General features: G+C 68.5%; 20 protein-coding genes and 5 pseudogenes. 9 read left to right on the forward strand and 16 right to left on the reverse strand.

Going from position 1 to position 22,744, the window contains the following annotated elements:
* Together ABZT03_RS37695 and ABZT03_RS37700 are read right to left on the reverse strand one after the other, a co-directional pair.
* Positions 1–274: pseudogene (locus ABZT03_RS37695) on the reverse strand (transposase family protein); the annotation flags it as partial.
* A gap of 91 nt (positions 275–365) precedes the next feature.
* Positions 366–1,051 (reverse strand): annotated as a pseudogene (locus ABZT03_RS37700) (transposase family protein).
* Positions 1,052–1,260: 209 nt separating this feature from the next.
* On the opposite strand from ABZT03_RS37700, the pseudogene ABZT03_RS37705 reads away from it, so the two are divergent.
* Positions 1,261–2,461 (forward strand): annotated as a pseudogene (locus ABZT03_RS37705) (IS110 family transposase).
* A gap of 218 nt (positions 2,462–2,679) precedes the next feature.
* On the opposite strand, the gene ABZT03_RS37710 reads toward ABZT03_RS37705, so the two are convergent.
* Positions 2,680–3,189, reverse strand: a complete 510-nt coding sequence (locus ABZT03_RS37710) for a DUF4913 domain-containing protein (protein WP_356047822.1) — start codon at positions 3,187–3,189, stop codon at positions 2,680–2,682.
* 87 nt (positions 3,190–3,276) lie between these two features.
* On the reverse strand, positions 3,277–4,311 hold the full coding sequence (locus ABZT03_RS37715) for an NlpC/P60 family protein (protein ID WP_356047823.1): 1,035 nt from the start codon (positions 4,309–4,311) through the stop codon (positions 3,277–3,279).
* A 178-nt stretch (positions 4,312–4,489) separates the two neighbouring features.
* On the opposite strand from ABZT03_RS37715, the gene ABZT03_RS37720 reads away from it, so the two are divergent.
* A complete protein-coding gene (locus ABZT03_RS37720; protein ID WP_356047825.1) occupies positions 4,490–4,882 on the forward strand; it encodes a hypothetical protein in 393 nt (130 codons plus the stop codon).
* 42 nt (positions 4,883–4,924) lie between these two features.
* Positions 4,925–5,251, forward strand: a complete 327-nt coding sequence (locus ABZT03_RS37725; RefSeq protein ID WP_356047827.1) for a DUF418 domain-containing protein — start codon at positions 4,925–4,927, stop codon at positions 5,249–5,251.
* Positions 5,252–5,279: 28 nt separating this feature from the next.
* Here the strand turns inward: ABZT03_RS37725 and ABZT03_RS37730 are convergent, their stop codons facing one another.
* The 8 genes from ABZT03_RS37730 to ABZT03_RS37765 form a co-directional block, all read right to left on the reverse strand.
* Complete coding sequence (locus ABZT03_RS37730; protein ID WP_356047851.1) at positions 5,280–7,058, reverse strand: TraM recognition domain-containing protein; 1,779 nt, start codon at positions 7,056–7,058, stop codon at positions 5,280–5,282.
* A 32-nt stretch (positions 7,059–7,090) separates the two neighbouring features.
* Positions 7,091–8,884: an ATP/GTP-binding protein gene (locus ABZT03_RS37735; RefSeq protein ID WP_356047829.1), complete on the reverse strand. Its 1,794-nt coding sequence runs from the start codon at positions 8,882–8,884 to the stop codon at positions 7,091–7,093.
* Positions 8,881–10,374 carry an SCO6880 family protein gene (locus ABZT03_RS37740; protein ID WP_356047831.1) on the reverse strand — a complete coding sequence of 498 codons (1,494 nt, stop codon included), beginning with the start codon at positions 10,372–10,374 and terminating at the stop codon, positions 8,881–8,883. The genes ABZT03_RS37735 and ABZT03_RS37740 overlap by 4 nt, the downstream gene beginning before the upstream one ends.
* A gap of 170 nt (positions 10,375–10,544) precedes the next feature.
* The gene (locus ABZT03_RS37745; RefSeq protein WP_356047833.1) at positions 10,545–11,780 is read right to left on the reverse strand and encodes a hypothetical protein; all 1,236 of its coding nucleotides are present in this window, start codon (positions 11,778–11,780) and stop codon (positions 10,545–10,547) included.
* A 1-nt stretch (position 11,781) separates the two neighbouring features.
* Positions 11,782–12,534, reverse strand: a complete 753-nt coding sequence (locus ABZT03_RS37750) for a hypothetical protein (RefSeq protein WP_356047835.1) — start codon at positions 12,532–12,534, stop codon at positions 11,782–11,784.
* A gap of 13 nt (positions 12,535–12,547) precedes the next feature.
* Positions 12,548–12,865 (reverse strand): hypothetical protein, encoded by a 318-nt coding sequence (locus ABZT03_RS37755; RefSeq protein ID WP_356047838.1) that lies wholly within the window; start codon positions 12,863–12,865, stop codon positions 12,548–12,550.
* Positions 12,866–12,945: 80 nt separating this feature from the next.
* On the reverse strand, positions 12,946–13,230 hold the full coding sequence (locus ABZT03_RS37760) for a hypothetical protein (RefSeq protein ID WP_356047839.1): 285 nt from the start codon (positions 13,228–13,230) through the stop codon (positions 12,946–12,948).
* A complete protein-coding gene (locus ABZT03_RS37765) occupies positions 13,227–13,640 on the reverse strand; it encodes a hypothetical protein (RefSeq protein WP_356047841.1) in 414 nt (137 codons plus the stop codon). Before ABZT03_RS37765 ends, ABZT03_RS37760 begins: the two co-directional genes overlap by 4 nt.
* 708 nt (positions 13,641–14,348) lie before the next feature.
* On the opposite strand from ABZT03_RS37765, the gene ABZT03_RS37770 reads away from it, so the two are divergent.
* The 3 genes from ABZT03_RS37770 (at position 14,349) to ABZT03_RS37780 (ending at position 16,811) form a co-directional block, all read left to right on the forward strand.
* Positions 14,349–15,131 carry a lytic transglycosylase domain-containing protein gene (locus tag ABZT03_RS37770; RefSeq protein ID WP_356047853.1) on the forward strand — a complete coding sequence of 261 codons (783 nt, stop codon included), beginning with the start codon at positions 14,349–14,351 and terminating at the stop codon, positions 15,129–15,131.
* Positions 15,132–15,173: 42 nt separating this feature from the next.
* On the forward strand, positions 15,174–16,046 hold the full coding sequence (locus ABZT03_RS37775) for a hypothetical protein (RefSeq protein ID WP_356047842.1): 873 nt from the start codon (positions 15,174–15,176) through the stop codon (positions 16,044–16,046).
* Between the two features lie 177 nt (positions 16,047–16,223).
* On the forward strand, positions 16,224–16,811 hold the full coding sequence (locus tag ABZT03_RS37780) for a sigma-70 family RNA polymerase sigma factor (protein WP_356047843.1): 588 nt from the start codon (positions 16,224–16,226) through the stop codon (positions 16,809–16,811).
* Positions 16,812–16,973: 162 nt separating this feature from the next.
* Here ABZT03_RS37780 and ABZT03_RS37785 read toward each other — a convergent pair whose 3' ends face one another.
* The 4 genes and pseudogenes from ABZT03_RS37785 to ABZT03_RS37800 form a co-directional block, all read right to left on the reverse strand.
* Positions 16,974–17,546: a tetratricopeptide repeat protein gene (locus ABZT03_RS37785; protein WP_356047845.1), complete on the reverse strand. Its 573-nt coding sequence runs from the start codon at positions 17,544–17,546 to the stop codon at positions 16,974–16,976.
* A 180-nt stretch (positions 17,547–17,726) separates the two neighbouring features.
* Positions 17,727–18,101 (reverse strand): transposase, encoded by a 375-nt coding sequence (locus ABZT03_RS37790; protein ID WP_356047847.1) that lies wholly within the window; start codon positions 18,099–18,101, stop codon positions 17,727–17,729.
* 34 nt (positions 18,102–18,135) lie between these two features.
* Positions 18,136–18,402 (reverse strand): ATP-binding protein, encoded by a 267-nt coding sequence (locus ABZT03_RS37795; RefSeq protein WP_356047855.1) that lies wholly within the window; start codon positions 18,400–18,402, stop codon positions 18,136–18,138.
* Between the two features lie 285 nt (positions 18,403–18,687).
* Positions 18,688–18,951 (reverse strand): annotated as a pseudogene (locus ABZT03_RS37800) (ISAzo13 family transposase); the annotation flags it as partial.
* 1,712 nt (positions 18,952–20,663) lie between these two features.
* On the opposite strand from ABZT03_RS37800, the pseudogene ABZT03_RS37805 reads away from it, so the two are divergent.
* The 3 genes and pseudogenes from ABZT03_RS37805 to ABZT03_RS37815 all read left to right on the forward strand — a co-directional run.
* Positions 20,664–21,455: pseudogene (locus tag ABZT03_RS37805) on the forward strand (YcaO-like family protein); the annotation flags it as partial.
* A gap of 110 nt (positions 21,456–21,565) precedes the next feature.
* Positions 21,566–21,919 (forward strand): YcaO-like family protein, encoded by a 354-nt coding sequence (locus ABZT03_RS37810; RefSeq protein WP_356047857.1) that lies wholly within the window; start codon positions 21,566–21,568, stop codon positions 21,917–21,919.
* A gap of 122 nt (positions 21,920–22,041) precedes the next feature.
* Complete coding sequence (locus ABZT03_RS37815; protein ID WP_356047849.1) at positions 22,042–22,641, forward strand: TOMM precursor leader peptide-binding protein; 600 nt, start codon at positions 22,042–22,044, stop codon at positions 22,639–22,641.
* The last annotated feature ends 103 nt before the right edge of the window (positions 22,642–22,744 follow it).

Below are 22,744 nucleotides of genomic sequence, written 5' to 3' on the forward strand. Positions count from 1 at the left end.
TCGAGCGTCTCGTCGACGTAGCGCCATGCCGTCGCCTCCGACACCCCGAACCCGGCCCCGACCTGTGCGAACGTCTCGTTCTTCCGCAGGTGAGCCAACGCCAGCAGGGCTTGCTTGAAGCAGCTCAACTTCCGCCACGGCGAGCGAAGTTCACGCCTTCGGGTGTAGATGAGCCAGGAGACATGCTCGACCAGCTCGTGCGGGACGTCGAGCGTGGAAGGATATGGAACCAACGAAGCCCCCCGGCCGTCGGCGTGTTGAGTGAGATCACCACACCAACGACGAGGGGCTTCGCCACGTCACCCCACCTGACCAGCCTGTTTCACTCCTCAGACCCCAGGATGAAAGAGGTTCAGTGAGCGTTTTCAGACTTGCTTCTCCAGGGCGAGGACGGCCTTGGTGATGGCGCTCATGCGGTTGGGGCTGATGCGGGATCTGCGGAAGATCTGCCAGGACTTCAGCCGTGCCATGCCTCGTTGTGCCCGGGCCACGGACAGGGCCGGTTCTCGGTCCGCTCGATAAGAGTGAGTTCCCGCAGGGGCCTGCGTTTGATGCCCGTGGTCAGCCAGGGGCCACCGCCCTGGTAGGCGAGATCGGCCAGGATGGGGAGGCCCTGGCGCTCGCAGATGCGGATGATCCGGTGGGTGCGGGCGGCGGTCAGGTCGTGGGAGCGGCCCGGCAGCGCGGGCGAGAGCCACAGCAGCCGGCCTTCGGGATCGGTGACTACCTGCATGTTCACCCCGCGCCGGCGGTGTTTGTGGGAGTAGTCGGCCCGTCCGTCGCCGACCCGGTCGCACTCGGCGAGCGTGCCGTCCAGGAGGACGAAGTCCGGATCCTGCTCGCGTAGGACCTTCAGCAGGCCCGGTGCACGGTCGGCGAGGAGGTCGATGACCGCGCTGGTGTAGGCGTGGGCGGTGGACTCGCTGATCCCGAACCCGGCAGCGACCTTCGCCAGGGTGGTGTGCTCGCGCAGGTACACCAGTGCCACTATCGCGCGCTGGGACGGACGGAGCTTGCAGCGGCGGTCACCCTCGCGGGTGACGATGAGCATGGTGACGCCTTAAGAATGCTGGTGGTCCGGGAGGACTGGGTGTGGCTGATGGTGACCTGCCGCTGATGGCGTCGAGTGAGTGGCCGCCCGGTCCTTCGGGACGCTCCGGCTGCTGATTGAGAACTGCGGTCATCGCTGGTTAAGGGCTTGGCGGCGGAGCGTTCCCCGGACCCAAAGAGTGCTGGTGTCTTGGGAGTGGAGCGACGACGATGACAGAACGTCACGAGCAGGTCTGGGTCGGCATCGACGCCGGCAAGGCCCATCACTGGGCGGTCGGAGTCAACGCCCGCGGAGAGAAGGTGTTCTCGAGGAAGGTCATCAACGGTGAGGACGAGATCCTGGCCCTGATGGTGGCGGCGTGCGAGATGGCCAACGAGGTGCGGTGGGCGGTGGACATCTGCGGCCGTGCCTCGACGCTGCTGCTTGCACTGTTGATCGCCCACGGCCAGAGCGTGGTGTATGTGCCGGGACGCACGGTCAACCGCATGTCCGGGGCCTACCGCGGCGAGGGGAAGACCGACGCGAAGGACGCCCTGGTCATCGCCGACACCGCGCGTATGCGCCGGGACTTCACACCCCTGAGCCTCCCGGACGAGACAGTGGCCAATCTCCAACTGCTCACCGCCCACCGGGCCGACCTGATCGCCGACCGGGTACGACTGATCAACCGCCTGCGCGATGCCCTGGTGGGCATCTGCCCTGCTCTGGAGCGGACCTTCGACTACTCAGCAGCCAAGGGACCGGTCGTCCTGCTGACCGAGTACCAGACTCCGGCCGCCCTGCGGCAGACCGGCGCCAACCAGCTCGCGGACTGGCTGGCACGACGTTCGGTGCGCAGTGCAGCCGAGGTCGCCGCCCGCGCGGTCGAGGCAGCCCAGTCCCAGGTGACCGCGCTGCCGGGCGAAAAGCGCGCCGCCAAACTCGTGTGCGACCTCGCTCATCAGCTCCTCGCACTCGACGAGTGGATCAAAGACACCGACCGCGAGATCCGAGAATCCTTCCACCTCGACGAGCGTGCCGAAATCATCGAATCCCTACCGGGTATGGGCCCCATCCTCGGGGCCGAGTTCCTCGCCATCGTCGGACCTGTCCAGCTACGCAGACGCTGGCCGCCTGGCCGCCCACGCCGGACTGGCCCCGGTCTCGCGCGACTCCGGCCGCCGGACCGGCAACCACCACCGGCCCAAGCGCTACCACCGCCGCCTACGACACGTCCTCTACATGGCCGCTCAGACCGCCATGATGCGCCCCGGACCCTCCCGGGACTACTACCTCAAGAAACGCGCCGAAGGACTGATCCACACCCAGGCACTGCTCGCGCTCGCACGCCGCCGAGTCGACGTCTTATGGGCCATGCTCCGCGACAAGAGGCACTTCACCCCCACCCCACCGGCCGCCCAATCGGCTTGACACCATCATTGAGACTCACTCCACGAGCGCATGTGCCAGGTCGAGTGCGCAGGATAGATGACCAACGAGGCCCCTGAGAAGCGTGGTTGAGACGTCAGACATCTCAATCAGCTGCCCGGGGGCGTCGCTCGTTGCGCTTCACGGACCGTCACCCGATCGGTGGCCCGCTCGAAGAAGCTCACTGCCCGGGAGTCCGAGCCCTTAGCCCTGCGCCCTGGTCAGGGAGAGGCCGTGGGCGGCGGGGGCGGCCCGAAGGGGTCCATGGCGTCTACCCCAGGCCTTTCCTTCGGGCGGTGCATTCCCGGCTTGCATCCCGCGAAGGGGCCCTGGGGGTCCCGTAGGGCGGCCATGACGGTTGTCAGAAAGTCGCGGTGCCAGGTGGCGGGGCCGACCACCGCGGAGCCGGGGCCGGTCAGTTCGCCCCAGGCCAGCCACAGGGCGTGGAGTTGCGCGACCGCTTCGGGATGTTCCCACCAGCGGCCGCACCAGGGGGCCGTTGACGTGACTTCCCTGCCGTAGACCGGGAGCAGCACGTGGTGCGTCCACAGGGCCAGCTGACGCAGTGAGTTCGCGTAGGCGTGCCCCTCCAGGTAGAGGATGAACTGCGGTGGTGACGGGGGCTTATTCTGGGGGGCCGCGCCGTCCTTCTCTGTGTCGGAGCCCTCCCTCGCGGGTGTGCCCCCGCCGGCTCCGGAAACTTCGGGCCGCTCCGTCTGCGTGGTTGACATGGCACTCCTGTCTATAGCTCGGTGGCTTGGCTTCGGGCAATGTGCCGCGTCCCCGAGGCGCAGGTAACGACGGGGCGCGGCGGAGGTTCACGCGTCCGGCCGGACCACCCCCAGGATCCGCATCGAGGCCGCCGGCGACTCGTACACGTTCCGACCGGGCCGCGGCGCCGAGATGATGTTCCCGCCCCCGACGTAGATCGCCACATGGCTCGCGTCGGAGAAGTAGATGATTAGGTCTCCGGGTCGCATGTCCTCGATCGGGACGTGCTTCAGCCGGGCCCACTGCGTTTCCGACGTGCGGGGGATCGTGACGCCCGCCGCCTGCCAGGCCTGGCTCGTGAGACCGGAACAATCATAGGAGTTGGGCCCCTCGGCGCCCCAGACGTAGGGTTTGCCGATCTGCTTGACGGCGAAGGCGATGGCTTTCTCGCCGGCGGTCGTCGCATCGGTGCCGACCTTCTTGAGAATGCCCGTGCTCTTCCACTTCGTCTGGGCCCGGTCGGACTCCTTCTTCTCCAGGTCGGCGAGGCGGGCCTTCTCCTTCGCCGCCAGCGAGGACTCCAGCGCCTTCGCCTCGGCGATGTGTTGCTCGATCGTCCTGCGCTGTGTCGCCATTGCGTGGCGGCTCGCCCGAAGCCGCTTCAGTTCCGCCGCCGCCTCGTCTGTGTGGGTGCGCAGGGCTGACTTCGTTGTCTTCAGGTCGGTCAGCAGGTTCTGCGTGTTCTGCTGGGCCTGGAGCGCCAACCCTGCGTTGTCCAGGGCCCGAGCGGGGTCGCTGGACAACGCGAACTGTAGCTCGACGGGCACGCTGCCGCTGCGGTACTGGGCTCTGGCCGTCGCTCCGGCAAGGGAGGTGAGGCGGGTCAGTTTCGCCTCGGCTGTGTGGACTTGGGAGTTGAGGGAATTGACACGCTTCTTCTGTGCCTTCACCTTGCCGTCAGCCGCGTTGTACTTGTCCGTCGCCACCTCCGCCTGGTGGTACAGGTTCTTTAGCTTGTTCTGTACCTCGGTGAGGGTCCGGGGGTCAGCCTGAGCGCCCTGTTGGCTCGCCGCCGTCAGGGCGCAGGCCAGGGCGGCGGCTGCCGCCGCCCGGTAGCCGTGTGTGCGCAGGGGCCGTCTCATCTGGGCCGAAGCTCCCTTCGTGCGCATCGGTGAGGATGCGTACGCACAACGGGCGCCACCGTACGGCGGTTCAGTGAAGATGTGGCGGCGTGCACCCGTGGTGGGGTGAGGTTGTGAACCGGTGGCGCGCGGCCGACGTTGTACGCGAAGAGGTACGACGGCCGGTGAAAGGGACCGTATGGACGCCAAGTTGCTGCTGCTCGTCCTGTGCACGGGGCTGGGTGTCGGGTTTCTCGTCCTCGCCGTACAGCAGTTGGTGGCAGTGACGCGGTTGGGGGTGCGGGGCGTGCTCGCGGAGGGCACCGTGATCCCGCGCATTGCGGGTGACCGACGGCGGACGGGGCTCGTGATGTTTACCGACCACCTGGGACGGCTCGTCGTCGTCGACACGGGCGCGTACGGGCGGCTGCGGGGACTGCCGCAGGTTGGCGGGACGGTGCCCGTGTGCTACCCGCGCGACCGGCCCACGGCGGCCCGGCTTTGGGCCCCGCGGTATCTGCTGTCGCCGGCGTTCGGGGGGTTTCTTGCCTCGACCGTGGCGTTCGTGTTCGGAACCCGGCTGACGCGGTGAACGGGTGTGAGGCGGTCGGTCCCCGGCGGGGCCAAAACGTCGATGTGCCTAGGGGTTCCTGCACGCGGTACTGCCCTACAGCGGCGACATCCTGATGACGTACGCCGCCCTGGGACTGATCCTGTACGGCCTGCGCGGGCTGACTCGAGGGCCGCCGTGCGCCCGCGGCGGCGCGTGTGCTGGCCGCCTCCGGGCGCATGGCCCATCAGTCAGTACCTCTCACAGTCTCTGGTCCTCGCGCTCGTCTTCACCGGTTACGGCTTCGGCCTCTACGACCGGGTCGGCACCGTCGTCGCCCTCGGCAGGTGTTGGGTGCTGCTCCGCGCCCAACTCGTTGTGTTCGTATGGCTTATGGGGTGGGCGCGGTAGGCGGCGGCCGAGCTGGTGCTGCGGACCGTCACGCTCGGGCGGCGTCCCGGTAACTGTCCATCTCCACGGCGTTCTCCTTTTCAAGGGTCAGGCCGGGGCCCGGCAGCAGACGAGCCGCTGCGCGCTCCGTGATGGCCGCCGTCTCCGCCTTCGCGGCCTCCGAGATCTCGACGGCGCCGGGCTCCTTGTACCAGGGGCGCAGCCGGATCAGGGCCGGCTTGATGCCGGTGGCCAGGAGCAGGGCGGTGCCCTTGGGAAGGGCGCGGATCCTGTCGGGCGGCAGGACGGCCTCTTGGCGGTAGGAGTACGAGCGTGAAGTGCCGTCCTTGCTGCGGGAGATGCTTGGGGTCTTCACGTCGTGCTGTCCGACGAGGGTGGAGATCTTCTGCACGAAGTCGGCGTCGTCCAGGCCCGCGCCGAGGAGTTTGATGGTCGCCGCGCTCCATAGCGCGTCCATCCCGACCTCGCCCCACACGCGGGCGCCCTGGCGGTAACTCTGCAGCAACGTGACGACGTTGATGCCGCGTGAGCCGAAATGGGAGTACAGGTCGGGGAGATCGGAGATCCGGCACACGTTGGCCGCCTCGTCGAGGACCGCGGTCAGCGGCGGGTCGAGCCGGCCGCCCATCCGCTCGGCGGCCACGACACCCGCCCGCATCGTCGCGTCGGCGAGTCCCGCGATGACGCCGGCCGCCGAACCACCACCGTCCTTGGACAGCAGGTAGAGGGTATCGGTACCCAGGACATGCTCGTTCGGGCGGAACTCCGGGAGTCGCGGGTCGGGTGTGACCCAGGCGAGGATCTCGGGGTCGAGGAGGCAGGACGCGGTCTGCCGGGCGGTCTCGTAGATGCCGTCCCGGGTCTCCACCGCGCCACGCACTGTGCCCTGCAACTGCTCGGCCATTGCGACGAGTCCGACCTCGCGGAGCAGGTCGATGGGGGTGCGGTCGGCGGGGTCGGCGAGCCAGGCCAGTAGCTCGGTCAGCGGGGCCCGGCCGCGAGCAGCGGCCAGGAACAGCGCGGTCAGGGTGTTCTGGGCGGCCGAGATCCAGAAGTCCTTCTTCGCGGTGTCGTCGTTGACGGAGGCCACGAAGTGACCTGCCATCCGGCGGGCGCCCTCGATGGTGTGGCACTCGCCCAGGATGTTCCACCACATGGCGCGTCGCGTATGGGCAATGCCCTGCGGGTCGAACGTCCATACCGTGCCCGCCTTTTCGCGCTGGGCACGGGTGACGGCGTACACGTCGGACTTGTTGGAGGTCAGTAGCACCGCGCCCTGGGCGCGCAGCACGCGGGGCACGGCGATGCCGGTGGACTTGCCGGCCCGGGGCGCCATCAAGTCGAGTTCCACGTCTTCGTAACTGCTGCGCAGTTCGGGTCCCTTGGGGTCGAGGTCGCCGAGGAGGTTGCCGGTCTCGTCGGGGTGGACCTCCTCGCGACCCTTGAGGGTGGGGCGCAGTTCGCGGGCGCGGGCCTCGATGCCCTGGGGGCACATGGCGGCGAGTTCACGCTTTCCGGCGAGACCCTTGGGTGTCTTGCCGCGGGCCATGAAGAAGTTGACGGCGAGGGCGGCGGGCACGGCGATGAGCGCCGACATGCCGAACATGCCCGCGTAGAGCACGGCGGCCGGGGCACCCGGCCACAGCGCGGTCGGCCCGTCGGAGACCAGGGCGGAGACGGTGGACATGGCGAACGGCGGTGCGTCCCAGCCGTAGCCGGAGAGGCCGGCGCCGAAGGTGCCGCCGGCCCAGAAGATGGTGAACGCGAGCATGCCGAAGGCTGCCATCGCGGCGATGGCCCACTGCATCTGGTCGCCGAGGTCTGTACTGCGGGGGCCGCTCACGCCGTCCACCCCCCGGCCGACGCCTCCACGGCCGGGAAGCCCGGGTCGCCGGGAAGGGCAGGGGTGGCCGGGGAGGCCAGTGGCAGCGGCCCTTCCTGCGAGAGCCGTGCGACTTCCCGGGCGGTGCGGGCGGCGGCCTGCTCGATGGCCGCCTCGTTGGTCGTCCAGCGAGTGTTGGTGTTGTGCAGGTCGCGCTCGGCGTCGGTGATGGCGACCTTGATCGGGATGCCGGGGCGACCACCGACCTTGATGAGGAAACGCCCACGGCCCGGAGGCTCCTCGTCCTCGCCCCGCACGCCCCAGCCGGGCGGCGAGGACCAGGACGACACGAGGTCGATCTCGCGACGGGAGAGTCCAACGACCTTGCCGAGGTCCTCCATCTCGGTCTTGGGCAGTCCTGCGCAGATGACCATGCCGGCGCGCTCGACGAAACCGCGCGCCTTGGCTCGGTCGGCGTCGGTGCCGAGCGCCTCGGCGTCCTTGAGGGTGTGTGTGATCTTGGCATCGCCGAGGCCGAGAGAGCGGTTGAGGCGGGTGAGGGCGTCGATGCGGTCGACGATGCCGGAGGCGGCGCGCAGCGGACGCCACAGCTCGTCGAGGACGGTGAAGAACCAGCGCCGGGGCGCGAGTCCGGCGTCCGCGAGGGCGTGCGAGGCGGCGACCGTGCCGAGGCCGTCGGACCAGGCGGCGAGCATCGCGGCGGCGGTGAGCTGGGTGTCGGCCTCGCCGATGCCGGAGATGTCGATGCACACGGCGGGCGCGTTCGCATCGATCCGGGTGGACGTCTCGGAGGCGAAGGTGTCGCCGAGCGGACCGTCGAGGATGCCGAGCAGGGAGCGGTGCAGCGGGTCGACGGCGTCCCGGTAGCGGGTGTCGGAACCCCGGTCGAGGGTGACCGCACGCACCCGGTCGGGGCCCTCGGTGAGGACCCGCAGCACGTCGGGCAGCAGCACGGTGTGGCCGGGCGGGGTGCGTTCGCGCAGGTGGTGCAGGACGGCGGAGAGCACGGACTGCTCGTGGTCGTCCATGGGCCGGCCGCGCACGATGGTGATCAGGGCGGCGACCATGTTCAGCACCCGGCCGTGGGCCTCCGCCTTCAGGACCTCGCCCGCGTCGCCACCGATCTTCGCGGCGGCCTCCCCCATGGCGCCCGGGTCCAGGACGTTGATGCCGCCCCGGCCGCGGCCGATGGAGATGACTTGGCCGCCGAGGGCACGGACGGTGTCGGCGTAGTCGGGCTTGAGGTCGCCGAGGACCAGCGGGACGACACCGGTCGCGGCGAGCCCGATCAGCATTCGGTTGATGAGGGTCGACTTGCCCAAGCCCGGCATGCCGAGCATGAACAGGGAGGGGTTGGAGATGTAGCGGGCCCGGGTGAACCAGTTCAGCGGGTCGCCGCAGACCGTGGCGCCGGTGAACAGGTGCTGTCCCAGGGGCACTCCAATCATGGGCGAGCCCGAACCGGCGGCGAACGGCCACATACCGCAGGCCTGCACAGTGGTGGCACGCCACATGGTGGGCGGGTCCATGTAACCGACACGGCCACCGCCGGCGCCCTGCCAGCCGCGGGCCGGGATGTACAGCTCCCGGGGCTTGGCCGGGCCCTTCTCGCCGCCGCGCCTGGCGTCGGACCTGGCCTTGGCCTTCGCGGACCTCCTGACGGCGGCCCCGGCGCCGTACCCGTCCAGTCCGACCAGCCCCGACCCGCCTGCGGCCAGGTCCCGAAGCGCTTCCTCCTCGGCCATCAGGTCTGCTCGCTCGGCCAGTTTCTCTTCGCTTCGGCGACTCACAGCGCCTCCTGGAGTTCGTGCGGGACGAGGGTCTGCTCCCACGGAAGGATTCCGGCGGGCAGGGTGCAGCTGAACGCGGCTGCCTGCATCCGGTCGGCGGGGCGCATCAGCACCCGGGACGCCGCGGTCAGGTTGCGTACGGTCACGCTGGCGTCGGCAAGGTCCTCCAGGTTGTCGACGGTGACCGTCAGCATCAGGGAGAACTCCACGAGCCCGGCGCCGGATGCCTCCTCGGCGGCGGTCTGTTCGGCCGCCCGCACTTCGGAAGCCGCGCGCGCCTGGACCATGCCCTTGCCGGAGGTGGCCATGAACTGGGCGCTGCGCCGGTCCGCCTCGACGATACGGGCCGAGGTGGCGGGGTCGATGGCCCGGTAGACCAGGGCGACCCGCTTGCGCCGGGTGCCGGGGGCGGCCTCCAGCATGCCGCGCAGCACCGAGGAACGGACGGTGCCGCGGGGTGCCAGCGCCAGCATCCAGGTCCGGGAGACCCCCGAGTCGTGCTGGTAGGCGTTCACCGTCTCTACGGTGGCAGCCGGACCGGCGTCGTCCCACTCCAGGCCCGTTCCGCCGTCCAGGGCACGGGCGTTGAGGACGTCGGCGGCGACGGCGGGGTCGTAGGCGACCCGGACGACCTCGGCGATCCGCTCGGCCGAAAGCGGGTAGGCGGCACCGCCGCCGGCCGCGACGAGTCCGCTGAGCAGGCCGGGGATACGGATGGCCAGTTCGGTCATCACGTCCTCTTTCCTGCGCTTCTGGCCCGCCGGGTTGCCGTAGGTGAGGGTGACGTAGGTGTGCATCTCGGAGGAGGCGCTCGGGTAGCAGTCGACGACCTCCTCCATTACGGCGCGGGCGGCGGCCGGCGCGTCGGGGTGGATGCGGGGCAGCACCTCGTGGGCGAGCCGGGTCCCGGGGTCGGGGGCGGTCTCCACGATCACGGTGGCGCCCTTCAAACCGGGTTCGTGGGACAGCCGGGCCAGCCACTCGCCCCATAGCGCGACCCAGACGTCGACCTGGTCGGGATCGATGAGCGAACCACCGTCGGGGTCGCAGCCCAGGACGATCGTGTACAGGTCGCGCTGTGGGTGGTGCAGGATCCCGAAGGGCCGGTCGTAGGCGTCGCGGCCCTCGCTCGCGGTGACCTTGTTGAGCAGCCCTGGCGGGCGGAACCGGCCGCCGGGCCGCGCCGACAACGGGCCGGAGACGTAGAGGTGGGCGCCCGCGGCCTTCCTGCGCCACCAGCTGACGCGCAGGGCGAAGAGCTGGTAGACGTTGCGGCCGTCCTGAGTGCGGATGGTGAGTGGGATGAGGAAGAGGGCCACTGGTACGAACACGATGATCGCCGCGTACAGCGAGATCAGCGACGCCAGCAGGGTGGCGACGAGGCCTCCAAAGATCACGAAGGTGCCTACGAGTCCGAGCGGTCCGAGCCCCGCGCGCCTCGGCCTGCGCCAGTTCCCGTAGGTCGGATGGGTGACGGCTTCCGTGGACATGCGACCCGTTTCCTTTCGTGAGGTGATGCGGCTACGGCGTGATCCGAGGTCCGGCGGTGGGAGACCGCCGGGCGCCCTGGGGGAAGGGCGTCCGGCGGCCGTTCGTCAGGGGAGGCGACGCCGGGAGGAAGTACGGGCGTACGGCCTGGGTGTCGTGGGCTCCCCCGGGCTCACTTGTTGTTGCCGAGTTCTCCGTCGGCGCCCTCGACGGCACCGGAGACAGTCGAACTGGCGACTTGGGCTGCGGCCCCGGCGGCGAGGAGAGCGATGCCGGCGGGTCCGCCCATCGCCGCTGCGGCTTGCCTGCCCGCACCGCCCGCGGCCTTGGCGGCATCGCCGCCGCCCGTGGTCCCACCGCTCGGACCGCTCGGGCCGCCCGAGCCGGACGCCCCGTCCGCACCGCCGCCCCCGGGCGTCCCGTCCGCACCGCCGCCGCCGGCACTACCGGTGCCGTTCGCTCCGCTCGGGCCCTTCTGTCCGCCGCCGCCTCCGCCGAATCCGCCGCTCATGGCACCGACCTGCACGGCTCCGCTCGCCAGCTGGTTGCCCGCCTGGCCCATCGAAGCCATCGGGTTGCCGGTGCCCATGGCAGCGGCGGCGGGTACGACGAGCTTCAGCAGCGCGGGGAGCGCGATGGCGGAGAGCAGCATGACACCGATGCCGGCGATACGGGTGTTGACGTTGGCGTTTGCGTGGGTCTTGCCCTGGGTGATCATCGTCATGCCGGCATTCAGCACGAGAGCGACCGCGGGCTTGTAGAGCAGCCAGGCGATCATCCAGCCGATGTGCTTGCGCCACCAGCCGGCGCCCCAGTCCGTCATCGAGGCCGCGGCGGCCATCGGTAGGGTACCGAGCAAGATCATCATGATGCCGAGCCGGATGTACATCAGGATCGTGTGCAGGATGCCCGCGAGCAGCAGCAGGAAGGCGAGGATCAGCAGCAGGAAGGGCTGGATGTGGCTGTTGTCCCCGCAGGCGCCGATGTTGTCCAGGGCGTTCCGCACGGAGTTGTTGAACAGGTGCTTGGAGTAGTCGTCCGCGACCGTGGCGGCGGCCAGGCAGATGGTGGTGGCGGCGCCCGAGACGAGAACGACGCGCAGGATGCCTTTCAGGGCGGTGATGCCCGCGGTGCCCTTGCGCTCCAGCGCCATCTTGCCGGCCGCGAACAGCAGTGAACCGACGGCCAGATAGACCACGATCCACGATGTCTTGTTGCTGATGTCGTGCGAGGTGGTCGTGTCCTGCAGGGTCGGGACGCTGTCGGCCAGCCCCGCGAACACCGCGATCGCGGCGGCGAGGATCGACTTCGCGATCAGATTGATGACGCCACCGACCGGGTCGGTGGCAAGGTGGAGGAGCCCGGTGATCGCGTTCGCGAGCGGATTCCCGTTGCTGCAGGACGCCACGTCAGCCCCCCCAGAGGGTGTAGCCGACGACGCTCTGCTCGGGGGCCAACTGCGAGTACAGGCCCCCGCTTCCGTCGGGCTCGATCTTCCAGTCGCCGCCGCTCCAACGCACCGAAACGCTGGTGCTGGCGTAGCCTTCCTCGTTTTTGATCAACTGTCTGACGGTCGCCGTCTCGCCGGTGTACGAGGTCACCTGGAACCCGGCGTAGGACGACGTGACCGGAGCGCTGTCGGAACTGTCCGTGTCAGGCACGGCGGTGCGCTGGAACACGAACAGTTTGCGCCCCTGCCCGGCGACCACCTGCTGGTCGGTGACGGTCCGCCATTCGGATCCGCTCATCTGGGTGGGTATCACGGTGGCGGCCAGCACCGAGCCCATGGGAGTGTGCGCGAAGCACCACCACACGGCGCCTTGGAACTTCGTCGGCCCCGCCGAGACGGAGACCGGCACCCGCCCGATGCCAAGCGTGTGCCACGTGATGTCCTTGGGCACGGACTTCGGTATCGCGTCGCCCGCGCTGTCGTCGGTGCGGCAACCGCCGGGGCGGCCGTCCTTCTTGGCTACGGTGTTGGACAGCGGGCCTTGGGACACCGACGCCTCGGCACGGGCGCTGGAGCCCGAGCCGGACGTCAGCGTGGCGATCGCACCCAGGACGACGACCAGCGCGAGGAATGCCGCCGATGCCTGCCAACTGCGCTGCTTCCAGTATGGCCCGGACTCCTCGGACCGCTGTTCTCGCTTGAAGATGCCCACCGTCCCGCGCTTTCTAGTTGAAGACGAACTGGACGAGCGGGCCGGCCGTGGCCACCAGGACACAGCCGCCAAGCACCATGCCAAGGCGGCTCATGTGCTCCGAGCTCTCACCCCGCTTGACGGAGATGGCCATCATCGCGCCGGTGACCAGCACGCCGCAGACACCGGCCGCGGTGCCGGCCCAGGCAAGAATGCCGAGGACGAGGTTCACCTTGGTGGTCAGTGCCTCAGGGGCGTCGCTGGTCGGCTGCGGGACGGTGGGACCGCCGCTGCCGGTCGGCTGCGGGGCGGCGGCGAGGTAGTGGGAGGCTTCGTAGAGCATTGCGGACATGAGGATTCTCCGAGGAATCGGCGCCCGGCCCGAGTGATGAGCGAGGCGGTGAACTGGCAGTACTGGAAGACCTGTTGTCCTCAGGGACCTTGAAGGGTCAGGTCGCCGAGGAACTCGACGAGTGGACGGGCCGTGGTGGCGATCACGCAGGCGAGGACGACGAAGAAGACACCGCGGAAGTGCTCACCGCCCTCGCCCGGGTCGCCGCGGCGCAGCTGGAGCGCCATCTGCATGCCTACGATGATCAGTCCGGCGACGCCACAGGCCGAGGCGCACCAGGAGAGGGTGTTGATGATCAGGTGACCGTCGTTGCCTGGATCCCAGTCGTCGGCCAAATACCGCGTAGCGGACAAGAGTTGACTCACGACACGGCTCCGTCTCCGTAGGTGTCGCTGCCCACCAGTCGGGAGAGCGTGACGAGTTGCCTGGGGATGTCCTTCATCTGGCTGCCCGTGCGCCAGGCCGGGATCCACGGCACACGGTGCACGCGGGCGACGGAGCGCAGGACGCGGATGCGGCGCAGCAGACTGAGCGGCAACCGCCCGGGGGCGTCGGCCACGAGCACCACGGCCAGCAGTTCGAGCCCCTGCGGGGCCTCGCCGTCCTTGAGCGCGCCGAGTGCCTGGGACACGGACCGCAGTCCGCTCGCGCTGGTCCGGCCGACCAGGACGATCCGGTACGGCTCGCCCCGAGCAGGCTCCGGCCAGCGGGCGCCCACGTCCACGCCGCCGAGGGCCTCGACCAGCGAGGTCGCGCCGGAGCCGCCGTGTGCCATAACCCACCCGACGTCCTCGCGCGACCTGCCGCGCGCCGCCGTCCTGGGTCGCTTCGGCTGACCCCAGCCCGGCTCCGCCGGGCGGGCCGAAGCGGCTTTGTACCCAGGGGCGTTGGACCGGGGAGCGGCCTGCCGCGGGGCGAGCGCCCCGGTCCGGGGGGCGGTGGTCTGCCGGACGGCGGGTACCACGGGCCGGGGAGCGGCCGGAGCGATTGGACGCGGGGCGGGCTGTACGACGCTCCGCGCCTGCGGTACCTGTCCCCCCTGCCGCACGGGTGCGGACGGCAGCCCGCCACCAAAGCCCTGGGGCGGGGAGTACGCCGTCTGCCCGGCGGGGGCCTGGTGTCCGGCAGGTGCGGGACGTTGGACGGGGGCGGCCGTGCCGTCGTCCGTCGCCGGGCGTGCCGACTGCGTGGACGGTGCGGACTTGGGTCCCCGTACCCATGACTGCGGGATCGGTTGTGGTGCCGAAGGAGTGCCCATGATGTCTTTCCCACCGCCCCCCTCTTGGCTCGTGCTTCCGCTGCTCTGACTCATCCGGTTTCCACTGTTTTGAACTTTTTCGCCGCGGTGCCCGTTGCGATCTACCGGGTCCGTCGGACAGCACAACGGACCATGTGGCCACAGCGGTTCAAGACGAGCGGAAGAAGGCGTAAGACGCGGATGGGTGCCGGAGAGAGCGAAGACGGCGCAGGCTCGAAGGCCGTCATGTACGGCGTGGCAGGCGCCAGCGTGGGCGGCTGCGTGATGATCCCGCTCGCCGTGGTCGCCGCCGTGACGCTGATCATCGTCATCTGCGGGCTCGGGATCCTGCTCGCCCCGCTCATCGCGCTGATCCTGCTCTTCGGAGGAGGCGGGAGCGCCGACGACTACAGCAGCGACAACGACATCGCGAACCAGATGATGACCGTCCTCCACGGCGACGGGAAGGGCGAGTTGGACACCGCCACCGTCCCCTCGGACTTGGTGGTCCCCATCCAGAAGGCCGGTGAGCAGTGCGGCGCGATCGGCCCGATCGTCATCGCCTCCCAGCTGGAGAAGGCGTCCGGCTTCAACTCGACCCTGGTCGGCCCGCAGGGCGAGACGGGCATCTCACAGCTGACGCCGGACGTCTTCAGCAAGTACGGCAAGGACGACGACAACAACGGCAAGACGCAGGCGACGGACAACAAGGACTCGATCATGGCCCTGGGGCGCTACATGTGCGATCTGGCGAGCCAGGGACAGACGTTGCTCGACAACGGCACGGTCGTGAAGACCTCCGACAAGGACGGCAACACCACCAACAGCGTCCTGGACCTCGCCCTGGCCGGCTACGCCATCGGGATGGACGCCGTGAAGGCGGCCAAGGGCGTCCCGCGGTCGAACGACGTCCTGAGCTACATCCTCACCGTCCGCATCCAGTTCGCCAAGTACCAGGGCATCGCCACCCCGCCCTCGGGTGCCACCCCCGGCGTCACGCCCACCTCGATGTCGACACACACGAACTGACACCCCCCAGCCCACCAGACCCGCCGTACAAGGAAGACAGTCATGGACCCGGACCGCTTCAAGGTGTACGTCTCCCACGAAGGCCTCGCCGAGATCAACGGCGACCCGCTCGTCCCCGCCCCCGGTGAGTCCGTGCACGAGGCCGTGCTGGACCAGTTGCACCGGTACGCCGAGGAGTCCGGCGCGGCTGTGGACGCCACGGTCGGCGACGGCCCCGGTACGGCGCACTTCGTTCTCCGGGTACTGCCGGACGGCTCCAGCCACGTCCTCGCGTACGAATCCGGGGAAGCACTGGGGCCCGGAATGCGGTCGGCATCCCAGCCCGAACCCGAGCCGTCCGGCGACGTCGCGCCCCCGCCCACCGTCACCGCGTCCGCCCGCTCCCCCATCGCCACCGCGGTTTCCCGCGCCCGCGCCACAGCCACCACCCGTACCAGCGTGCAGGACCCCGTCCCCGGCGTCGGCCTGCCTCCGGCCGGGCTCTCCGAACAAATCGGCCGCATCGTCTCGTTGGGGATCGCCGGCCGGCTCGACGAGGCGTTCGCCAAGGCGACCGTGCTGCGCGAGCGCCTGACAGGTTCGGTGGGCGCCGAACATCCGCACGCGGTGGAGGCGCGGGCCGTTGAGGCATACCTCGCGTATCTTCGCGGCGACCACCGCGAGGCCGTCGTACTGGCGCTGGCCGTGGCCCGGATCCGGTGTGGCGCCGGGGATGAGGAGGCACCGATGGACGTAGCGCGGGCGGCGGCTGCCTGGCAGCAGCTCGATGACTCCCGAGCCGCCGTAACCCATGGACACGAACTGCTGCACATGTGGAACATGTTGAGCCGACGTGGTCCGCTGCCGCCCGGCCAGACCGAACTCGCTGAAGAGGTCCACAGGTACGTGACGGCGCTGGAGAGGGCGTACGTCTAAACCCTCGTGCGCGACCACGCTCACATCGGCGCACTTGCGCTGACCAGCCTGTCAATCACCTCGTACACCAGGCGTCAAACAGACGTGGATCGTCCGTCGGAACACTCCGTTCCCCACGGCCCCGCCCCCAGCCCGCAATCGGCCAGGGCGGTCAACCCAAGGAGCAGGAGCACTTCCATGAACGTGACCGCCATCGGATCGGCGAGCGCGGTCTCGCCCGAGGAACGGGCGCTGCGCAGCCTGTATCTCGAACACGGACCGGCCCTCTACTCATACGTGCTGCGCATGCTGGACTGGGACACGCACCGCGCGGAGGACGTCCTCCAGGAGACGCTCTTGCGCTGCTGGAACAACGGAAATCTGACCGACGCCGAGGGAATGGCCATACGCCCCTGGATGTTCCGGGTCGCCCGCAACCTCGTCATCGACGCGCACCGCACCCGGATGGCGCGCCCGTTGGAGATCAGCGGCACCGTTTGGCTGGGCGACGTGCACTCCGAGGTGGACGACATAGAACGGATGCTGTCGTCCATGGTGCTGCACAAGGCCCTGCAGATGCTCACGCCCGCGCACCGTGAGGTGCTCTGGGCGACGTTCTTCGCGGACTGCACAACCCAGCAGGCCGCGAACAAGCTGGGGATTCCGCAGGGCACGGTGAAATCCCGCGTGTACTACGCGTTGCGCAGTTTGGGTCTCGCCCTGCGGGAACACGGAGTTGTGGTGGAGGATGCGTGGGAGGAGACGGAGCCGGACGTGGCTTGCTGATCGATGGGCCAGGGTCCATGAGGGCGTCAACGGCCTGTCGGCGCCTCCGGCTCGTCGCAGTCCAGTTCACGCAGGACCTAGCCCACGTCCTTGGCGTCCGACTGGCCGATCTCCTCCAGCATCGCGAGAGCCGACCGCAGCGCCTCGCGGGCCGCGTCCCTGTCACCGGTGGCACGGCAGGCGTCGCCGAGGTGACGCAGGACGTCGAGCTTCGAGATAGCGAGCGCCGATCACGGCGAACAGGCGCGCCGACCGCTTGAAATGCTCGATGGCATCCGCGTACCGGCCGAGGTGGTGATAGGCGTAGCCGATCGTGTCCTGTGTCGGGGCCGCTCCGTAGGGGTCGCCCATCTCGTCGTGGAGGACCAGACTCTCCCGACAGCAGTCGAGGGCCTTCGCGTGGTCGCCGATCAGGATGACTGTCCAGGCGACCTGGTTGAGCACACCGGCTTCGCCGTTGCGGTTGCCCTCGGCCCTGAATGGCGCGAGGGCCTGTATGTCGTGATCGAGGGCGGCAGTGCCCCGGTCCGTCAGGTTGGCCACGTGGGCGAGGCTATGATGGAACCGGGCCTGGCCGAACGGGTTGCCAGCGTCACGGAAAAGGTCCAGCGCACGTTCGAGGTACTCCGACGCCGGCTCCGCGTGGTTGAGCTGCGAGTGGGCCACGCCCAGACCGCACGGGGAGTACGCCTGGCCGATGGGATCGCCGAGCTTCCGTGCCGCTTCCAGTGCCACGCCATTGATCTTCAGGAGGTCGTGCCAGAATCCGAGCCGGTTGAAGTAGACGTCCAGGGCCGCGGCGGTGCGGCGAGCGTGTTCGTCGTAGCCGTGGGCGGCGGCGTGTTCGACGATCGCGCTCAGGACGTGCCGCTCCGTACGCAGTCAACAGCATGACTGGATCCTTCTTGCTCAAGTTCAAAATGCGCTCCACCGCCGCAAAGTCTCCAGAAGTCGAGCCTGTAGCCGGTTGGTCTGACGGGTTCGGCCGTTGACCATGTCGAGGCGGCGTACGGTCAAGGTCCGCAGGTCGACCGCTGTCTCGTCGCGAGGCTGCAGGAGGCCGACATCCTGACGCATGCGTACCTGATCGGCGATGACGAACGCGTCCTTCTTGTCTGTCTTGCCCTGACCGCGGTTGGCGGCCGACGCCTGGTGCACAGCCAGTTCGGCGATGTAGACCATCGACTGCTCGCGACTGAGCAGGAGGCCGATGAAGCGGGGCGATATCCACCGCCCACAGGGCGTCTCGCAGAGCACGAGCACTTCTGCGATCAGCTCCAGCAGGGCCACTTCGCCATTACTGACGTTGTCTGCACCGACCTGCTCATAGGGGCAGCCGAAGGGTGAAGACCGTCTCGGTTCCGGGAGCACTGGCGACGCTGAGGATGCCACCGTGAGCTTCGGTGAGCTGACGGGCGATGGAGAGTCCGAGGCCGCTGCCGCCGGTGTGGCGGTTGCGGGACTTCTCAGCGCGCCAGAACCGGTCGAGGACATGGGGCAGGTCCTCCGGGCCGATGCCGGAACCGGTGTCACTGACCTGGATCAGGATCGTGTTCCCGGTCCTGCGGGACCGCGGCGGTGACACTGCCACCCAGAGGCGTGTGGCGTACGGCGTTGGATACCAGGTTGCCGACGGCCTGGCGCAGCCACATAAGGTGCGGGTACAGCTCAGCCTCGCCGTCGGTGCGGACTTCGAGGCTAGTGCGCGCACTCTGGGCCTGGCCACCGTAGGCGGTGGCCACATGATGCAGGATGCCGCCCGCATCGAGGAGTTCCCACTGCAACTCCAGCGACCGATACCACAGCGGTGCGCTCCACAAGCGGAACCGACGTGTTGTTCTTCTGCGCGCCCTGAGGGCTGGCAGATCATCAACATGGTCTTGATCTTGCTGTTGGGGTCGATGCTCAGGGCGATGACCCGGGCGTGGAGGGTCGCGAGGGCAGCGGGTGGGGTGGTCGCCGACGGGACGCTTTTGGCGTGTGCATCGAGCAGTCTCCTGATCTTCAGCAGGATGCGGTGCATGGCGGTGCGGCTGCTGCCGAAGAGCACGGCGAGGGGTTCCGCGACCAGGGCGACCCGGAGGTGAAGGACGGCTGCCAGGACCTGGTCGGGGAAAGCGAGCCGGGGCGGGCGGCCGCGAGGTTGGGAATGCACAGTTCGATCGTTTCCGCCCGGGCGTCCCCTCGGGGCGGAGCCGTCGCGGTGGTTGGCTCTCTCGCCGTTGACATGACCGTATTAGGAGTTGGACGGCACGGAAAACACGAAACGCAAATCCCTGCCTATGTGGATATGTTCACGAGATGCGAGTTCTGCCTGACGTGCGACGAAAGGGGTTGCCATGCCGTCGAAGTTCACCGCCAAGCAAAAGATAGATCACCTGCTCGAATGGGCGACCGAATGGAGAGAAGGATGCCAGGGGAGAAGCATGTGGCTTTACTCGCTAAACCTAGGGGGCTCTCACGCCCTTCTGAATGATTGGATCAAAAATCAGAAACTCTTAAACACTCTCACCCGGGGAGAGAAGGATATGATAGAGGCTGCACGTAAAAGGTCTTCGGAGTCGCCGCGCCAAATAAGACCTGGCAAATATTTCGGCTCCCGTGAGGTCGACTCGAGGGGCTACAATTTCGATACCGGCATGAATGGGAGTTCAGGAGCAGTGCGGCGCGGCGCAAGAGATAGCCCTGACCTTCCAGCGAGTTGTAGAGATCCGAAGCTACCCAAACATGCTTCGACGTAGTCCCGCCGTGATCAGCGCAGGGTCCCGCCTCATCGTTGCGGAGAGTGGCCAGAAGCTCGGCTGGACATTGCCTGTCTATACACAGCGGCCCTGGACGGACGGGTCGAGTTGAGACCGTGGTGCGCACCGAGCGCGGTCTCGGACATCGCCGGTTTTCCACATCGGTGGCGGCCGTTCCCGCTCCGGCGTGTGTTGGCTTCCCGGACCGGCAGGCGCCGTAGTCGAAGCCACTGAGCAGCCCGAACATCGCGGCAACCGAGGCTGTGCGGCTTCGGCGAATCTGTTGCCGTGCGGGTCGCCCGCGACCCAGGGCGGACGCTTCCGCTGCCCGTCGAGGGCCTGGACCGGTCGCCGAACCACGCGGACGACACGCCGACCGCCACCTATGATCCGGTCGGGAAGGCGCACCGAAGGCTCCGCACAACCTCAACCACCGCCGGCATCCTGACCATCTCCAAATCAGATTCGGACTCGACAGGAAACATAGAAAGACACGGAGATCTCGGAGCTACCAACCCTGCCGATCGAAAGCCCCTGCCTGCGCGGTTACGTCGTTATTCATTGACGCACCGCGATGAAACCACGTGACGTTTTCCGACATCGGCGTGAAGTGCCCGCAGCTGCAGGGGAGTTGACAGCCGGTAAAGCAAATGCTTTTCTACTGCCAGATGCTGATGTGTTGTGCGCGACACTGGCTGCCGGACCATATCAGGAAACTATTCTGCAGCAGACTGCAGGCGCGGCAATGCCGCGGTCTCGAAATGCCCAATAACCGTCAGCTTTTGCGGCTTTCGCAGATAAGGCTGTCCCGCAATTCCCGGTCTATCAGCGCGCGGTGTCAGTTGCGGTGCATCGCAAGGCGGAGGGCAGTCCGCATACTGGACGCATTCGGGCGATCCGACAAGGCGGCGAGGTGCCTTGGCTTTCGTCGTGTGCCCGCCGGGAATTGCAGGACAGTCACCATCCGGCGGTAGTCGAACCCGGGCGTATGGATTCGCCTAAGGGAATCATTGAGGGAAGGAGAGTGGTGGAGAACCTCGGCAGTCTGATCTCCCCCTACGGTGTGGTCGCCGAGGTGCCGGAGCCGACGTACTCCCCGGGGGAGCCCACGATGCCGGCATACGGATCACTAGCCGGCCAGGTGCTAGGCCTACTCCAAGAAAACCCCCTCGACAGGTCCGGAGCAGTGGAACGCTCCCGCGGTTTTAAGGTCGGCGAGTCGGAGGACTTCACCGCGGCGGGAACCGCACACACTCCCGAACGGACGCGCCTGTTGGCCCTGGCGGAAGTCCTGAAACGCCACTGCGCCACCATGGCGCAGGACCCCGGTGCGGTGATCCGGGCCAGCGCACGGGAACTCGGTGGCAAGGCCCTCGACCTGTCGCCGCTGCCGCGGTTGTCGGCCGAGGAGTACGCTCGCCCCGGCCAACCCCTGCTGCCACTGGAGCCCACCGCCCCGATCCGATGGGTGCGCGGCTGGTCGCTGACCCGGCGACCTCCGGTGTATGTGCCAGCCGTGGTGACATGGATGGGCTGCGCACCACAACGCCCCGCGGAGCATATCTGGCATCAGATCAGCACGGGCTTCGCCGTCTACGGGGATCTGCGCACCGCAGTGATGCACGCACTGTGCGAATGCGTCGAACGCGACATGATCAGCACCGTGTGGCTGCGCCGTCTGCCGCTACCGCAGATGGACATCAGCCGCACGTCCGAGCTCGGTGAGGCGGCCCAGTCGGTGCTGGAGCGCTACCGCCGGACCGTTCTTGCCGATCTCGTCCTGTTCGACGCTGCTTCCGATCTCGGTATCTCCACGATCTACCTGGTGGGCCGCGCACCATACAGTTCCCGTGCGGCCACGATCGTGGCGTGTGCCACCGAGGCCGACCCGCAACAGGTGCTCGCCAAGGTCCTGCGAGAGGTGATCACCTACCGGATCGCGCTCCACGTCGACCATGAGAGGTGCCCGCCGAGGTCGACGACTTCCGGGATGCGCTGGACGGTGCTCACTGGATGGGCCGGCCCAAGCGCGCGGACGCCCTCGACCTCCTCCTGTCCAGCACGCGGCGCACGCACCTGTCCGAGCTGCCGGTGCTCGCGCGCGGCGACGCCGCCCGCGATCCAGACCTGGCTGTCGAACAACTCCGCCGCCGGGGCGTGGAAGCGGTGGCGGTGGACGTCACCACCGAAGAGGCACGCGATGTCTGTTTCCACACGGTCCGCGTCTTCGTCCCCCAACTCCTCCCCCCTCTCCTTCCATCAGGACGGTCGCTATCTCGGCCACCCCCGGATACTCCTGAACGGCTGGGTTATCCCGAGCGCGTCGGTACGGACACCAACCCACTGCCGCGACCCTTCGCGTGCTGACCGATTTCCACGTTCCCTGTCAGCGAGCGCGCCAGCGCTCAGCCCCGGAGGTCCGCATCGTGGATGTGCCACCCCTTCACCTGGTAGCCCTGGATGAGTGGGGCCAGGCTGTAGCGTCGCAGGTGGCCACCGACGGGACCATCTCGGGCGCCATAGCAACCGACGCCGTACCCGCGGACCCCGCCACGTGGCCCCAGGCGCAGTGCCACGTCGTGGCCAGCGCCCGTGAGGACGTCTCCTTCTTCCAAGACGTCGACACGTTCACCTTCGAATGGTCGCTCACCTGGGCGCCCCTGGTCCTGACCTCCCGCGGGGTCCGGCTGGGGCCCGTCGTCACACCGGGGAGTTCCGCCTGCTACCACTGCTTCCTGCGTCGGCGGCTCCAGCACGACTGGGAGGCCGGCGACACCCGGGCCCGGTGCGAGAGCGTCACCCGCGACCCCTCGAACACCGCGGCCGCATGGCTCCCTTCGGACCTCATGATGGCCCGTGGCCTGACCCAGGCGTTGGTTGCCATGGGACCCGACGCCTTCGCCGGAACCGTGGTGACCTACGACGGGGTGCACGGGGACATGAGCCGCGACCCGGTGATCGGGGTGCAGGCCTGTCCGCGCTGTCAGCGCCGCACGGACCGCGACGCCGACAGCTGGGCCGCTCTGGCCGCGCTCTTCCCCCCAGAGCCCTGGATGGCCGGCCTCACCGATTCAGAGCCGACTCGTTGACTTCCTCTCCCTCGTGAACGAGGGGGATTCCTACGGCTCGCGCCGTGGGGGTTTCTGCTTCATAGCCGACTGCCCCGTCCGGGAGGACTCCCGTTGAGGTCTC

It is taken from the genome of Streptomyces sp. NPDC005574 (genome assembly GCF_040605435.1).
Taxonomy (GTDB): domain Bacteria; phylum Actinomycetota; class Actinomycetes; order Streptomycetales; family Streptomycetaceae; genus Streptomyces.